Source organism: Streptomyces sp. NPDC000941 (genome assembly GCF_053599555.1).
In genome coordinates this window covers 16,646-31,731 of record NZ_JBSFMM010000133.1, presented here as the reverse complement: position 1 = coordinate 31,731, position 15,086 = coordinate 16,646, and the positions used below count along the sequence as shown (strand labels likewise).

Below are 15,086 nucleotides of genomic sequence, written 5' to 3'. Positions count from 1 at the left end.
CCAGCGCCGCCAGCCGACCTCGCGCGGCCGGGGCCGCGGCCGGCCGTCGGGAAAGCGCCGATGAGCGCCGGGACGACCGACCCCGCGCTCGGCGGTCTCGACGGTGAGGAGCTGCGCGGGCTGCTGCTCAGCCGGATCCTGGATGTGCCGGACTATCCGAAGCCGGGGGTGATGTTCAAGGACATCACCCCGCTGCTGGCCGACGCCACGGCCTTCGGCGCGCTGACCCACGCACTCGCCGAGCTGTGCACCAGGCACGGCGCCACCAAGGTCGTGGGCCTGGAGGCGCGCGGCTTCATCCTGGCCGCCCCGGCCGCGGTGCGCGCCGGGGTCGGCTTCGTACCCGTGCGCAAGGCGGGCAAGCTCCCCGGAGCGACCCTGGGCCAGGCGTACGAGCTGGAGTACGGCACCGCGGAGATCGAGATCCACACCGACGCGCTGGTCGCCGGCGACCGGGTCCTGGTGATCGACGACGTGCTGGCCACCGGCGGCACCGCCGAGGCGTCGCTGCGGCTCATCCGCCGCTCCGGCGCCGAGGTCGCCGGGGTCGCGGTGCTGCTGGAGCTCGGTTTTCTCGAGGGCCGCAGCCGCCTCCTCCCGGTGCTCGACAGCGCGCCCCTGGAGGCCCTGATCACGGTCTGAGTTGTGCTGTCGCCTGAGGGTGGGGAAGTCCGGTCACACGGCTCCCCACCCTCACGTATGCGTGCCGTGGGGCTGCCGGGAGGCAAGTGGAGTGGCGGGATCGATACCATGGCATCCTGGCCTCTTTGAGGCCCGGACCGCTTGAGGAGTGCCCTTGCCAGACGAGGCCCAGCCGCTCTCCGCCGCGCAACCGGCAGAGCCGACCGCCGTCGCCAAGTCCACGGCGGCCCCCGAGGTGCCCAAGAACAGCGAGGCGTCCCCTCGGCCGGAGCCTTCCGCGCCGCGCCCCCCGGCGGAGCGTACAAGCGGCTCACGCCCCGCGCCGGCCCCTCGCCCGCTGCAGAGCCCAAGCCCCAGAGCAGGCTCCTCCAACCGGGTCCGGGCCCGGCTCGCCCGCCTCGGTGTGCAGCGCTCCAGCCCGTACAACCCCGTCCTGGAGCCGCTGCTGCGCATCGTGCGCGGCAACGATCCCAAGGCCGACGCCTCGACCCTGCGCCAGATCGAGCGGGCGTACCAGGTCGCCGAGCGCTGGCACCGCGGCCAGAAGCGCAAGAGCGGCGATCCGTACATCACCCATCCGCTCGCGGTGACCACGATCCTGGCCGAGCTGGGTATGGATCCGGCCACGTTGATGGCCGGTCTGCTGCATGACACCGTCGAGGACACCGAGTACGGCCTGGACACCCTGCGCCGCGACTTCGGCGATCAGGTCGCCCTGCTCGTGGACGGCGTCACCAAGCTGGACAAGGTCAAGTTCGGCGAGGCGGCGCAGGCCGAAACCGTGCGCAAGATGGTCGTCGCCATGGCCAAGGACCCGCGCGTCCTGGTCATCAAGCTCGCCGACCGGCTGCACAACATGCGCACCATGCGCTATCTCAAGCGGGAGAAGCAGGAGAAGAAGGCCCGCGAGACGCTGGAGATCTACGCCCCGCTCGCCCATCGCCTGGGCATGAACACGATCAAGTGGGAGCTGGAGGACCTCGCCTTCGCGATCCTCTACCCCAAGATGTACGACGAAATCGTGCGGCTGGTCGCCGAGCGCGCCCCCAAGCGGGACGAATACCTCGCCGTCGTCACCGACCAGGTCCAGGGCGATCTGCGCGCGGCCCGTATCAAGGCGACCGTCACCGGCCGCCCGAAGCACTACTACTCGGTCTACCAGAAGATGATCGTGCGCGGCCGCGACTTCGCCGAGATCTACGACCTGGTGGGCATCCGGGTGCTCGTCGACACCGTCCGCGACTGCTACGCGGCGCTCGGGACCATCCACGCGCGGTGGAACCCGGTGCCCGGGCGGTTCAAGGACTACATCGCGATGCCCAAGTTCAACATGTACCAGTCGCTGCACACGACGGTCATCGGGCCCAGCGGCAAGCCGGTCGAGCTGCAGATCCGCACCTTCGACATGCACCGCCGCGCCGAGTACGGCATCGCCGCGCACTGGAAGTACAAGCAGGAGGCCGTCGCCGGCGCCTCCAAGGTGCGTACCGACGTGCCCAAGCGGGCCGGCAAGGACGACGCCATCAACGACATGGCGTGGCTGCGGCAGCTGCTGGACTGGCAGAAGGAGACCGAGGACCCGGGCGAGTTCCTGGAGTCGCTGCGCTTCGACCTGTCCCGTAACGAGGTCTTCGTCTTCACGCCCAAGGGCGATGTCATAGCGCTGCCGGCCGGGGCCACCCCGGTGGACTTCGCGTACGCGGTGCACACCGAGGTCGGCCACCGCACCATAGGGGCCCGGGTCAACGGGCGGCTCGTGCCGCTCGAGTCGACCCTGGACAACGGCGATCTGGTGGAGGTCTTCACCTCCAAGGCGCCCGGGGCCGCCCCGTCCCGGGACTGGCTGGGCTTCGTCAAGTCCCCGCGCGCCCGTAACAAGATCCGCGCCTGGTTCTCCAAGGAGCGCCGCGACGAGGCCATCGAGCAGGGCAAGGACGCCATCGTGCGGGCCATGCGCAAGCAGAACCTGCCGATCCAGCGGATCCTGACGGGCGACTCGCTGGTCACCCTGGCCCATGAGATGCGCTACCCCGACATCTCCTCGCTGTACGCGGCCATCGGCGAGGGCCATGTCTCCGCGCAGAACGTCGTGGGCAAGCTGGTGCAGGCCCTCGGCGGCGAGGAGGCGGCCAACGAGGACATCGCCGAGACCGCGCCGCCGATCCGCGGCCGCGGCAAGCGCCGCTCCAGCGCCGACCCGGGCGTCGTGGTCAAGGGCGTCGACGACGTATGGGTCAAGCTGGCCCGCTGCTGTACGCCGGTGCCCGGCGACCCCATCATCGGCTTCGTCACCCGCGGCAGCGGCGTCTCCGTCCACCGCGCCGACTGTGTCAACGTCGACTCGCTCTCCCAGCAGCCGGAGCGGATGCTGGACGTCGAGTGGGCGCCCACCCAGTCCTCCGTCTTCCTGGTCGCCATCCAGGTCGAGGCGCTGGACCGGTCCCGGCTGCTGTCCGATGTCACACGCGTGCTCTCCGACCAGCACGTCAACATCCTGTCCGCCGCCGTGCAGACCTCCCGCGACCGGGTCGCCACCTCGCGCTTCACCTTCGAGATGGGCGACCCCAAGCATCTGGGCCATGTCCTGAAGGCCGTACGGGGCGTCGAGGGCGTCTACGACGTGTACCGGGTGACCTCGGCGCGCCAGCGCTGAGCCGGCGGGCCGGGGGCGGACGGGGGCGGGAGGGGACGGGATGACGGACCAGGATCTCCTGGGCGGCCGGTACCGGCTGTTACGGAAGATCGGCCTCGGCGGGATGGGCGTGGTCTACGAGGCGCTGGACTCGACGCTCGACCGCCGGGTGGCCGTCAAGGTCCTGCCGTCGGCCGCCGGGGAGGGATCGGGCGGGGACGAGCGGCTGGAGCGCTTCCGCCTGGAGGCCCAGGCCCTGGCCCGGATCAGCCACCCCAATGTGGTGGCCGTGTACGACACCGGTCGCCAGGACAGCGGGCCGTATCTGGTCATGGAGCTGCTGGCGGGCGTGGAGCTGCAGCGGCTGGTGGACGTATGCGGGCCGCTGGAGCCGGATGTGGCCCGCTGGATCGCCTCGGGGATGAGCGCCGCGCTGACCGCGGCCCATGCGGCGGGCGTGCTCCACCGCGACGTCAAACCGTCGAATGTACGCATCACCCTGTCGGGGCGGGTGGTCCTCCAGGACTTCGGGCTGGCCAGGCTGATGGAGGGGGCGGGCATCACCCGGGTCGGCGGGCTGGTGGGCACCCCGCAGTACATGGCGCCCGAGGTCATGCGGGGCGAGCGGCCCGCGCCCCGGTCGGACCTCTACGGCCTGGGCCTGTGCCTGTATCTGATGCTCACCGGCGAGCCGCCGCTCGGCCCGGTCGAGGACATCGGGGCCGTCGTGGAGCGGGCCCTCGACCACGGTGTGCCGCAGCTGTACGGCCGCCGGGGGATCCCCGACCGGCTGGCCTACCTCGTCGACATCCTCTGCGCCTGGGACCCGCAGACGCGCCCCGAGGACGCCTCGGGGCTGCAGGCCACGCTCGCGGCCTCCTCCGAGATGGAGGCGCGCGTGGCCGAGCTGGTCCAGCGCTGCGTACGCGAGCAGGCGCTCGCCATGGCCGACCAGACGCTGTCCGCCGCGTCCTTGGCCGTCGGGCCCCACCTGGGCCTCGAGGCCGCCGAGGGCACGGGACACCCGGCGCCGCTGTCCCTCAGCGATGCCACCCGGCAGGTGGTCATGGCCGGTATGACGGCGGAGAACGCGGTGTCCCGGCTGCGCGAGGCGGTCAATCTCGTCCAGCGGGGCGAACTGCAGGAGGCGGTGCGCATGCTCACCGCCGTGACCAAGGTGTGCTCCCGCGCGCTGGGCGACGACCACCCCACCACCCTGACGAGCCAGTACTGGCAGGCGGTGTGTCTGGCGCGGCTGGGCGCGGGCGGTGCGGCGCTGACGCTGTTCGCACAGGTGAGCACCCACATCGAAACGGGGAGGGACGAGGGACGTGGCTGAGCTGAGAGTGTCGGCCGACGGAGCCGACAGCACCGACCGGGAAGCCGAGCTCCGGTCGCTGCTGCGCTGGCTGCGCGAGGACGAGTCGCTGGAGCGGCTTGTGGGCGGCCGGGTGGGCGCCGCGGGGCCGGCCGTGCCCGGCCATATGGGCACCGGCTTCGATGTGCTGCAGCTTGTTCTCGGCACCGGCCTGTCCAGTGCGGCCCTCGCCGTCTCCATCCTCCAGTGGCGCGACGCCCGGCGTCCCCGGCCCGTGCTCACCCTGCGCCGCGGCGATATCGAGGTGGACCTCCCGCCGGAGGCCGCCGCCGACGAGGACACCGTACGGCGGATCGTCGCGCTGCTTGAGGCGCCCGAGACCGGCGAGGGGACCGGGAGCGATGACTCAGCTGCCTGACCCGGCCGCGTCCAGAGCCGTGCTCATCGGCACCTCCGCGTACGACCACCTGGAACAGCTCCCGGCCGTCGCCGCCAACCTCCGCGACCTCGCCGAAGCGCTCGGCGACCCCATGCTGTGGGGCCTCCCCGGGGAGCACCGGACGGTGGTGGCCGACCCCCAGGACCCGCCCTCGATGCTCGACCCCGTGCACCGGGCCGGGCAGGAGGCCACGGACACCCTGCTCGTGTACTTCTCGGGCCACGGCCTGCGCGACAGCGACTCGGCCGACCTCTTCCTCGCGCTCAGCGGCTCCCGCGAGAACACGGGCTATACGGCGGTGGCGTACGAGCATCTGCGCGCGGCCATCCGGGGTTCCGCCGCCCGCCGCCGGGTGCTGATCCTCGACTGCTGTTTCAGCGGCCGCGCCGCCCGCACCCTCGGCGGCGGCGACGACGCCCTGCCGGCCCATGTGGCCGTCGACGGCGCGTATGTGCTCACCGCCTCGCCCCGCGACCGCGTGGCGCTGGCGCCCGACGGCGAACCGCACACCGCCTTCACCGGGGAGCTGCTGGACATTCTGCGGCTCGGCATCAACGGCGGACCCGAGCTGATCGATCTCGACACCCTCTACGGGGCGCTCCATCAGCGGCTCAGGGCACAGAACCGGCCACTGCCCCAGCGCTGTCAGGAGAACCACATCGGGCGGCTCCCGCTCGTCCGCAACCGGGCCCGTGACACGGTGCGCTCCCCGGCGGGGCCCGTACTGGACTCCGATGTCCGCGCGGCCATGGTCGCCGCGGGTCTTGGCCTGGCCCGCAGGCTCCGCGCCGTGGGCCGGCACCGCGATGCGCTGCCCGTGCTGCGGCTGGCGCTGCGGGAGCGTACGCCGCAGGGGGAGGACAGCACCTTCGCGGTGCAACTGGAACTCTCCGAACTGCTCGCCGACACGGGGCAGACCCGGGAAGCGATCGAGGTGCTGGAGCAGGCGTTCCACCAGACGCACCGGAGCTTCGGCCCCGAGGCCGTCCTCGTCTGCCGCAGACTGGCCGATCTGCTCCAGGAGTCCGGTAACCACATCCAGGCGTGCGAAGTGCTCAAGCACGCGCTGGACCTCGCCGAGAACGGGCGAACGGCTCCGGTGCGCAGTGCACCGGAGCCGTTCCCCTACGGTCGCGTGGCCGGGCCGGACATCCGGCTGCCGGAGCCCGGCCCGCGGCCGGACGGGCTCAGCACGGTCGGGCCGCTCAGCCCGAGCCGTCCCATCAGTCCACTCAGCCGCCGAACTCCTCCAGGCCCTTGAGCGCCTGGTCCAGCAGCGCCTGCCGGCCCTCCAGCTCCTTGGCCAGCTTGTCGGCCTTGGCGTTGTTGCCCGCCGCGCGCGCGGCGTCGATCTGCCCGCGCAGCTTGTCCACGGCGTCCTGAAGCTGACCGGTCAGCCCCTGGGCGCGCGCCCGCGCCTCGGGGTTGCTACGCCGCCACTCGGCCTCTTCGGCGTCCTGAAGGGCGCGCTCCACCGCGTGCAGCCGGCCCTCGATCCGCGCCCGGGCGTCCCGCGGCACATGGCCGATGGCCTCCCACCGCTCATTGACCGAGCGGAAGGCCGCCCGAGCCGCCTTGAGATCGGCGATCGGAAGCAGCTTCTCCGCCTCGACGACCAGCTCTTCCTTGCGGGTCAGATTCACCTGCTGCTCGGCGTCCCGCTCGGCGAAGACCTGGCTGCGCGCCTGGAAGAAGACGTCCTGCGCACCGCGGAACCGGTTCCACAGATCGTCCTCCGCCTCGCGCTGGGCGCGGCCCGCCGCCTTCCACTCCGACATCAGGTCCCGGTACCGGGCGGCGGTCGGACCCCAGTCCGTGGAGTCGGACAGCGACTCGGCCTCGGCGACCAGCTTCTCCTTGGTCTGCCGGGCCGTCTCGCGCTGCGCGTCCAGCGAGGCGAAGTGCGCCTTGCGCCGCTTGGAGAACGCCGAGCGGGCATGCGAGAAGCGGTGCCACAGCTCGTCGTCGGTGCGGCGGTCCAGGCGCGGCAGGCCCTTCCAGGTGTCGACCAGCGCGCGCAGCCGCTCACCGGCGGCCCGCCACTGCTCACTGGCGGCCAGCTCCTCGGCCTCGGTGACCAGCGCCTCCTTGGCCTGACGGGCCTCGTCGGTCTGGACCGCCTTGGCCGCGCGGCGCTCCTCCCGGCGCGCCTCGACATCGCTCGTGAGCTTGTCGAGCCGCTTCTTGAGCGCGGCCAGGTCGCCGACCACATGGTGCTCGTCGACCTGGTGGCGAATGTGCTCGATGGCCGCCGTGGCGTCCTTGGCCGACAGGTCCGTGGTCTGCACCCGGCGCTCGAGGAGCTCGATCTCGACGACCAGGCCGTCGTACTTGCGCTCGAAGTAGGCGAGGGCCTCTTCAGGAGATCCCGCCTGCCACGATCCGACGACCTGCTCACCGTCGGCCGTACGCACGTACACGGTCCCCGCCTCGTCGACGCGGCCCCAAGGCTCGCTGCTCACAGCGCCTCCTCCACATGATGCCGGGGCGGGCGCGCGGCCCGCCGGCATCGTCCACAGTTTCTTCCGGCCGGGATCCACCCGCACCGGTCTCGCAGCAGGGTGCTCCGGCTGCGGCAGACACCCTGCACAACGCCAACATAGGCGAACGGTGGCCCGGCTGTCCGTATCCTGCGCGACCGAAATTTCGCAGTACGCGCGCCGGGGTCGATCAGGACTTGCCGACCGTCGCCTTGTTGATCAGCACGGTGGCGTTCGGAGCGGTGTTCCCGGTCTGGGGGTCCGGCGCCGCAGCGCCCGCGTCGGAGATCTTCTTGAGGACCTGCATGCTCTCCTTGTCGAGGGTCCCGAAGGGCGTGTAGTACGGCGGGAGCTCGCTGTCCTTGTAGACCAGGAAGAACTGGCTGCCGCCGCTGTTCTTGCCCTTCTTGGTCTGCGGGTCGTACTGGTTGGCCATCGCGACCGTACCGGCCGGGTACTTGTTCCCCTTGATCCTGGAATCCTTCAGGTTCTCGTCCGGGATGGTGTAGCCCGGGTCGCCCATACCGGTGCCCATCGGGTCACCGCACTGCAGCACAAAGATCCCCTCGGGCGTCAGCCGGTGGCACTTGGTGTGGTCGAAGTAGCCCTTCCCAGCCAGGAAGTTGAAGGAGTTCACGGTGTGCGGGGCCTTGGCCGCGTCCATGGTGACGGTCATGTCGCCACAGGTGGTCTCCAGCTTCATGGCGTACGTCGCCGACTGGTCGACGGTGAGCGCCGGCTCCTTCTTCCACGACACGGTCTTCGGCTTCTTGTTCCCCGCCTCCTTGGCCCCCTTGGCACACGGGTCCGGCGCCTTGGTCGTGGGGGTGGGGGAGGGCGTGGGCATCGTGGGCTCGGTCGCCTTGTCCGCCGTGTCGGACTTCTTGTCGCCGTCCCCGCCGGACAGCGCGCTGACCGCGGTCACCACGCCGCCCGCCGCCAGGACCACGGCGAGCGTGGACGCGATCACCACATAGGTCCGGCGCTGCTTGTGCCGGGCAGCCTCCCGGCGATTCTGCTGCCGAAGGTACTTCTCCCGTGCGAGCTGCCGCCGTCGCTGCTCGTTACTGACCACCGGGTCGTCTCCCTCATGCCGTATGCCGTCGCTGACGTATGTGATGACTCGGCCGTACCGTATACGGGTTCGCTGTGGCGGGAGAGCCGCCGGTAGGCTCTGAAAGGCCGACTTTCACTTCTGCCAGACGACTATTAAGGACGATCGTGCTCATTGCCGGGTTCCCCGCCGGGGCCTGGGGGACCAACTGCTACCTGGTCGCCCCTGCCGCCGGCGAGGAGTGCGTGATCATCGACCCGGGCCATTTGGCGGCCCAGGGCGTCGAAGAGGCACTGGCCAAGCATCGGCTCAAGCCCGTCGCCGTCGTCCTCACCCACGGCCATATCGACCACGTCGCCTCGGTGGTCCCGGTCTGCGGCGCCCATGACGTGCCGGCCTGGATCCACCCGGCCGACCGCTACATGATGAGCGACCCCGAGAAGGCCTTCGGACGTTCCATCGGGCTGCGGCTCATGGGCGAGCTGACCGTGGGAGAGCCGGACGACGTCAAGGAGCTGACCGACGGCGCCCGGCTGGACCTGGCCGGTCTCGAGTTCACCGTCGCGCACGCCCCGGGCCATACCAAGGGGTCGGTGACCTTCAGGCTGCCCGAGCGGGCGGACATCCCGTCCGTCTTCTTCGCGGGCGACCTGCTCTTCGCCGGCTCCATCGGACGCACCGATCTGCCCGGCGGCGACCACGCCGAGATCCTCGAGTCCCTGGCCCGTGTGGTCCTGCCGCTCGACGACTCGACCGTGGTGCTGTCCGGCCACGGCCCCCAGACCAGCATCGGCCGCGAGCGCGCCACCAACCCGTTTCTGCGGCAGGTGGCCGCCGGCCTCGGAGACGACGGCGCCCCGGCGCCCGCTCCGCGACGAGGAATGTGACGAGAGACCTTCCGTGAGCACCTTCAAGGCCCCCCGGGGCACGTATGACCTGACCCCGCCGGACTCCGCGACCTACCTCGCGGTGCGCGACGCCATCGCCGCCCCGCTCAAGCGCTCCGGCTACGGCTATGTGGAGACGCCCGGCTTCGAGAACGTCGAGCTCTTCGCGCGCGGTGTCGGCGAGTCCACCGACATCGTCACCAAGGAGATGTACACCCTCACCACCAAGGGCGGCGACCAGCTGGCGCTGCGCCCCGAGGGCACCGCCTCCGTGCTGCGCGCCGCGCTGGAGGCCAACCTCCACAAGGCCGGCAACCTGCCGGTCAAGCTCTGGTACTCCGGCTCGTACTACCGCTACGAGCGCCCGCAGAAGGGCCGCTACCGCCACTTCTCGCAGGTCGGCGCCGAGGCGATCGGCGCCGAGGACCCGGCGCTCGACGCCGAGCTGATCATCCTGGCCCACGACGCGTACCGCTCGCTGGGGCTGCGGAACTTCCGGATCCTGCTGAACTCGCTGGGCGACGCCACCTGCCGCCCCGCCTACCGGGCCGCCCTCCAGGACTTTCTGCGCGGCCTGGAGCTGGACGACGACACCCGGCGCCGGATCGAGATCAACCCGCTGCGGGTCCTGGACGACAAGCGCGAAGCGGTGCAGAAGCAGCTGGTCGGCGCGCCGATGCTGGGTGACCACCTGTGCGAGGCGTGCAAGGAGTACCACGAGCAGGTGCGCGAGCTGCTGACCGCCGAGGGCGTGGCCTTCGAGGACGACCCCAAGCTGGTGCGCGGCCTGGACTACTACACCCGCACCACCTTCGAGTTCGTCCACGACGGGCTCGGCTCGCAGTCCGCGGTCGGCGGCGGCGGCCGCTACGACGGCCTGTCGGAGATGATCGGCGGACCGGCGCTGCCCTCGGTGGGCTGGGCGCTCGGTGTGGACCGTACGGTGCTGGCGCTCGAGGCCGAGGGCGTCGAGCTCGACCTGCCGTCCGCTACCAGCGTCTTCGCGGTGCCGCTCGGCGAGGAGGCGCGCAGGGTGCTGTTCGGCGCGGTCACCGGGCTGCGCCGGGCGGGGGTCGCGACGGACTTCGCGTACGGCGGCAAGGGTGTGAAGGCGGCGATGAAGGCCGCGAACCGCAGCGGGGCGCGGCTCGCGGTCATCGCGGGGGAGCGGGACCTCGCGGAGGGCGTCGTCCAGCTCAAGGACCTCGAGTCCGGTGAGCAGACGGCGGTCCCGCTGGACGGCCTGGTCGAGGCGGTCAGCGCCCGCCTCGGCTGACTTGCTGACCTCAGCCTACGAATCCGCGCTCGCCGTCAACTCGGCGGGCGCGGATTCACTCTGTCAAAGGGAGGCGATGGTGGCGGTCCGGGAACTCTCCGCGTGTGCCCCGCTGAGGCGGCTTATGCCCACCGAACGGGGGACGGAGGAGGATGGCCGAGACCGTGCCGCATTTCGGCGAGGGGCGGTCCGGACGTCCTCGATGCGGCAGAATGTCCGTGCTTGACGGGGGCGACACATGGACTCGGTGGGACGACGGAACGGCGATATGGCGACGACAGCGGTGGATGAGGTGCACTCCGACGAGGCCCGGCAGGACGGCGACGCACGGGTCGTGGTCGGAGGCGGTCGCGCCTTCGCCCTGCTGCTCGTGATCGCCGGCGCGCTCGGGCTGCTCGCCGCGTGGGTCATCACGATCGACAAGAACAAGATCCTCGAGGCCAAGGCCGTGGGCAAGAGCTACACGCCCCCCTGCAGCCTCAACCCGATCGTCTCCTGCGGCAACATCATGGAGAGCGAGCAGGCCCATGCGTTCGGCTTTCCGAACCCGATGCTCGGCCTGGTCGCCTACGGGATCGTGATCTGCGTGGGGATGTCCCTGCTGGCCGGGGCCCGCTTCCCGCGCTGGTACTGGCTGACGTTCAACGCGGGCACTTTGTTCGGCGTCGGATTCTGCACCTGGCTGCAGTACCAGTCGCTGTACGTCATCGGCTCCCTGTGCCTGTGGTGCTGCCTGGCCTGGGTCGCCACCATCGTGCTGTTCTGCTACGTCACCGGCAAGAACATCAAGCACGGGTTCCTGCCCGCGCCGGACGGGCTGCGGCGCGGGCTGCTGGAGTTCCACTGGGTGGTGCCGGTGCTGTGGGTCGGCGTGATCGGCATGCTGATCCTGACCCGGTGGTGGAGCTTCTGGACCGGCGCCCAGGGGTGAGGCGAGGGGGGAGGCGCCCTTCCCGCCAGGCGCTGTCAGTGGCGTGACATAGGCTTCCCGCGTGGAGCCAGACCTGTTCACCGCCGCCGCAGAGGAACGCCAGGAGAAGGACCCTTCCAGCAGTCCCCTGGCCGTGCGCATGCGCCCGCGCACGCTTGACGAGGTTGTCGGCCAGCAGCATCTGCTGCGGCCCGGCTCCCCGCTGCGGCGGCTCGTCGGCGAGGGCAGTGGTGGTCCGGCCGGGCCGTCTTCGGTTTTCCTGTGGGGGCCGCCCGGCATCGGCAAGACGACCCTGGCGCACGTCGTCAGCCAGGCCACCCAGAAGCGCTTTGTCGAGCTGTCGGCGATCACCGCGGGCGTGAAGGAGGTGCGGGCCGTCATCGACGGCGCGCGCCGCTCCTCCGGGGCGTACGGGCGGGAGACCGTGCTCTTCCTCGACGAGATCCACCGCTTCAGCAAGGCCCAGCAGGACTCGCTGCTGCCCGCCGTCGAGAACCGCTGGGTCACGCTCATCGCCGCCACGACGGAGAACCCGTACTTCTCCGTCATCTCCCCCCTGTTGTCCCGCTCGCTGCTGCTCACCCTCGAGCCGCTGACCGACGACGACCTGCGCGGACTGCTGCGCCGCGCGCTGACCGACGAGCGCGGCCTCGGCGGCGCGGTCACCCTCCCCGAGGACGCCGAGGGCCATCTGCTGCGGATCGCCGGCGGCGACGCGCGGCGCGCGCTGACCGCCCTGGAGGCGGGCGCCGGCGCCGCGCTGGCCAAGGGCGAGCCCGCGATCACCCTCACGACGCTGGAGGAGGCGGTCGACCGCGCCGCGGTCAAGTACGACCGCGCGGGCGACCAGCACTACGACGTGGCCAGCGCCCTGATCAAGTCCATCCGCGGTTCCGACGTCGACGCGGCGCTGCACTATCTGGCCCGGATGATCGAGGCGGGCGAGGATCCGCGGTTCATCGCCCGGCGGCTGATGATCTCCGCGAGCGAGGACATCGGGCTCGCCGACCCGACCGCCCTGCAGACGGCGGTCGCCGCCGCCCAGGCGGTCGCGCTGATCGGCTTCCCCGAGGCGGCGCTGACCCTCGGCCACGCCACGGTGGCGCTGGCGCTGGCCCCGAAGTCCAACGCGGTCACGCGCGCGATAGGCGACGCCCTCGCCGACGTCCGCGCGGGGCTGGCCGGTCCGGTCCCGCCGCATCTGCGTGACGGCCACTACAAGGGCGCCGAAAAGCTCGGCCATGCGCAGGGCTATCTCTACCCGCACGATCTGCCCGGGGGGATCGCGGCGCAGCAGTACGCGCCGGACAAGATCCACGGCAAGCGGTACTACGAGCCGACGCGGTACGGGGCGGAGGCGCGGTACGCGGACGTGGTCGAGCGCGTACGCGCCCGCCTCCGCGGCGAGCCGCCACGCCCGGCTCACCCCGGCCCGGCTGAGCCCCCCGCGCCGCGCGCGGCGCAGGCCGCAGCCGCGCCATCGGCCCCCGCCCAGCCAGGCGGCGCCATCGAGGGTTCCGCCCCGGCCGACCAGCCGGTCTCGGGCGGCTCCGGCGGTCCGGCCGACCCCGATGGTTCGGACGGTTCGGCAGCCGGCGGCCCGGCCACGGCCGGGGCGTCCTAGGGCCGTCGCGTGCGGTCGGCCCGGCACGCCGAGCTCCGCCGTCTCATGGCCCGGCGTCGCCCAGCCCGGCCCGGCGGAGCCGCCGTCGCGCGTCCCGCCGGGATGGCGCCCGCACCCCGCCCTTCCGCGGAACGGGGGCAGGCCCCGGGCCTGGCCGGTGACCCGGCTGGGTGGGCGGGCAGCCGGAAGGAGGGGGTCCGGCCCGCCGCGTGATGCTGCCGCCGGGCCCTAGCCCGCCGCGGCGTCGAAAAGCGTGTGCATCGCGCGGCGGAGCTCGGAGATGTTCCGCACCGGCTCCGGGAAGTCGAAGCGCGCGTCGAAGGGGTTGCCGGGGGCGTCGGGGAAGCGGACGCGGAGGCCGAAGCGGTCCAGGGCCACGGGGATCGCGCGGCCGCGCGTGCCGCAGGCGCGGTCCGGGTGGTCGCCGAGGAGGGAGCACAGGCCGCGCATCTGGTCGTCGTGCGCCGCGTGCAGATGCTGCAGGAGCTCGGCCTCGTGCGGGGCGAGCGGGTCGGGGGCGGCCGTCGCGAAGTCGTCCGGCTCGACCGCGTCCGCGCCCCACAGGTCGTCCACGCACGCCTCGCCGACCTCCAGCCGCAGCAGCGCCCATCCGCCGCCGCCCCCGGCCAGCGCCTCGCCGATGCCGAGCAGTTCGCCGACCGGATGCCGACGGGCCAGCAGGGCCGCGGCCGCCGCGCGGTCCCGGTCGCGTACGGGCGTGAGCCACCCTCCGACCCAGGCGCGTCCGCGGATCCGGTGGGCGACCGCGACCGGGGCGACGTCCGTGATCTCCATCACGCAGGTCACCTCGTCGTCCTGGGCGTAAGCCGCGGCGCGGGCGGCGGCCGAGCCGCCGGGGACCAGCAGGAGCACATCGCCGTCGGGGGAGACGGCGCGGGCGGCCGGGGCGTGGGCCCCCAGGTCGTCCATGCTCTCGACGGTCTCGATGCCGGGAATGGTGAGCGAGGCCGTAGCCTTGGACTCCACGAGAGTACGTACCCGCTCCGCCGCCGATGGCCGCGGAGCTTCTTCCGCGGGACGCGGCTGACCCTCCTCGGTGCTCTGACCAGCGCTGGGCAGGGGGATCCCAGGTCGAAACATGCGTCCTCCTCGGCTAAGGTAAGGCTCACCTAACTTATATCGGAGGTTCGTTCCCCGTGCCCAACCAGTCGCGTCCCAAGGTCAAGAAGTCGCGAGCGCTCGGTATCGCGCTGACCCCGAAGGCCGTCAAGTACTTCGAGACCCGCCCCTACCCGCCGGGCGAGCACGGTCGTGGCCGCAAGCAGAACAGTGACTACAAGGTCCGGCTGCTCGAGAAGCAGCGTCTGCGCGCTCAGTACGACATCAGCGAGCGCCAGATGGCCCGCGCCTACGACCGCGCCCGCAAGGCCGAAGGCAAGACGGGCGAGGCTCTGGTCATCGAGCTCGAGCGCCGTCTGGACGCGCTCGTCCTGCGCTCCGGGATCGCCCGCACCATCTACCAGGCCCGCCAGATGGTGGTCCACGGCCACATCGAGGTCAACGGCCGCAAGGTCGACAAGCCGTCCTTCCGGGTCCGCCCGGACGATGTGGTGATGGTCCGCGAGCGCAGCCGCGACAAGCACCCCTTCCAGGTGGCGCGCGAGGGCGGCTACGCCCTGGACGGCGAGACCCCGCGCTATCTGCAGGTCAACCTGCTGGCCCTGGCCTTCCGCCTGGACCGGGACCCGAACCGCAAGGAGATCCCGGTGATCTGCGACGAGCAGCTGGTCGTCGAGTACTACGCCCGCTGATCCGGCCGGGCGGCGCCGGCTGTACGAGCAC

13 protein-coding genes are annotated in these 15,086 nt (G+C 71.8%); 10 read left to right on the top strand and 3 right to left on the bottom strand.

What is annotated here, in order from left to right; translation table 11 throughout:
- Positions 1–60: 60 nt before the first annotated feature.
- The 5 genes from ACWDSL_RS33905 to ACWDSL_RS33885 all read left to right on the top strand — a co-directional run bounded on the left by ACWDSL_RS33905 (position 61) and on the right by ACWDSL_RS33885 (position 6,292).
- Positions 61–642, top strand: coding sequence for an adenine phosphoribosyltransferase (locus ACWDSL_RS33905; protein WP_450491787.1), 582 nt, complete (start codon positions 61–63; stop codon positions 640–642).
- A 154-nt stretch (positions 643–796) separates the two neighbouring features.
- A complete protein-coding gene (locus tag ACWDSL_RS33900) occupies positions 797–3,295 on the top strand; it encodes a RelA/SpoT family protein (RefSeq protein ID WP_450491786.1) in 2,499 nt (832 codons plus the stop codon).
- Between the two features lie 40 nt (positions 3,296–3,335).
- Positions 3,336–4,613, top strand: coding sequence for a protein kinase domain-containing protein (locus ACWDSL_RS33895; protein ID WP_450491785.1), 1,278 nt, complete (start codon positions 3,336–3,338; stop codon positions 4,611–4,613).
- Complete coding sequence (locus ACWDSL_RS33890; protein WP_450491784.1) at positions 4,606–5,010, top strand: effector-associated constant component EACC1; 405 nt, start codon at positions 4,606–4,608, stop codon at positions 5,008–5,010. The genes ACWDSL_RS33895 and ACWDSL_RS33890 overlap by 8 nt, the downstream gene beginning before the upstream one ends.
- Positions 4,994–6,292, top strand: coding sequence for a caspase, EACC1-associated type (locus ACWDSL_RS33885; protein ID WP_450491783.1), 1,299 nt, complete (start codon positions 4,994–4,996; stop codon positions 6,290–6,292). Before ACWDSL_RS33890 ends, ACWDSL_RS33885 begins: the two co-directional genes overlap by 17 nt.
- On the opposite strand, the gene ACWDSL_RS33880 is transcribed toward ACWDSL_RS33885, so the two are convergent.
- Both ACWDSL_RS33880 and ACWDSL_RS33875 read right to left on the bottom strand, forming a co-directional pair.
- Complete coding sequence (locus ACWDSL_RS33880; protein ID WP_450491782.1) at positions 6,264–7,493, bottom strand: DUF349 domain-containing protein; 1,230 nt, start codon at positions 7,491–7,493, stop codon at positions 6,264–6,266. The two genes, ACWDSL_RS33885 and ACWDSL_RS33880, sit on opposite strands and share 29 nt — an antisense overlap.
- A gap of 208 nt (positions 7,494–7,701) precedes the next feature.
- On the bottom strand, positions 7,702–8,586 hold the full coding sequence (locus ACWDSL_RS33875) for a peptidylprolyl isomerase (RefSeq protein ID WP_450491781.1): 885 nt from the start codon (positions 8,584–8,586) through the stop codon (positions 7,702–7,704).
- Positions 8,587–8,732: 146 nt separating this feature from the next.
- Between ACWDSL_RS33875 and ACWDSL_RS33870 the strand changes: the two genes are divergently transcribed.
- From ACWDSL_RS33870 to ACWDSL_RS33855, 4 genes are all read left to right on the top strand, one after another.
- Entirely contained in the window at positions 8,733–9,452 is a 720-nt protein-coding gene (locus tag ACWDSL_RS33870) for an MBL fold metallo-hydrolase (protein ID WP_450491780.1), read from the top strand.
- A gap of 13 nt (positions 9,453–9,465) precedes the next feature.
- Positions 9,466–10,728: a histidine--tRNA ligase gene (hisS, locus tag ACWDSL_RS33865; RefSeq protein ID WP_450491779.1), complete on the top strand. Its 1,263-nt coding sequence runs from the start codon at positions 9,466–9,468 to the stop codon at positions 10,726–10,728.
- A 268-nt stretch (positions 10,729–10,996) separates the two neighbouring features.
- Positions 10,997–11,659, top strand: coding sequence for a vitamin K epoxide reductase family protein (locus tag ACWDSL_RS33860; RefSeq protein ID WP_450491778.1), 663 nt, complete (start codon positions 10,997–10,999; stop codon positions 11,657–11,659).
- Positions 11,660–11,720: 61 nt separating this feature from the next.
- Positions 11,721–13,283, top strand: coding sequence for a replication-associated recombination protein A (locus ACWDSL_RS33855; protein ID WP_450491777.1), 1,563 nt, complete (start codon positions 11,721–11,723; stop codon positions 13,281–13,283).
- A gap of 228 nt (positions 13,284–13,511) precedes the next feature.
- On the opposite strand, the gene ACWDSL_RS33850 is transcribed toward ACWDSL_RS33855, so the two are convergent.
- Complete coding sequence (locus tag ACWDSL_RS33850; protein ID WP_450491776.1) at positions 13,512–14,270, bottom strand: DUF2470 domain-containing protein; 759 nt, start codon at positions 14,268–14,270, stop codon at positions 13,512–13,514.
- Between the two features lie 170 nt (positions 14,271–14,440).
- Here ACWDSL_RS33850 and rpsD point away from each other — a divergent pair, with 170 nt between their 5' ends.
- A complete protein-coding gene (gene rpsD / locus ACWDSL_RS33845; RefSeq protein WP_014174980.1) occupies positions 14,441–15,055 on the top strand; it encodes a 30S ribosomal protein S4 in 615 nt (204 codons plus the stop codon).
- The last annotated feature ends 31 nt before the right edge of the window (positions 15,056–15,086 follow it).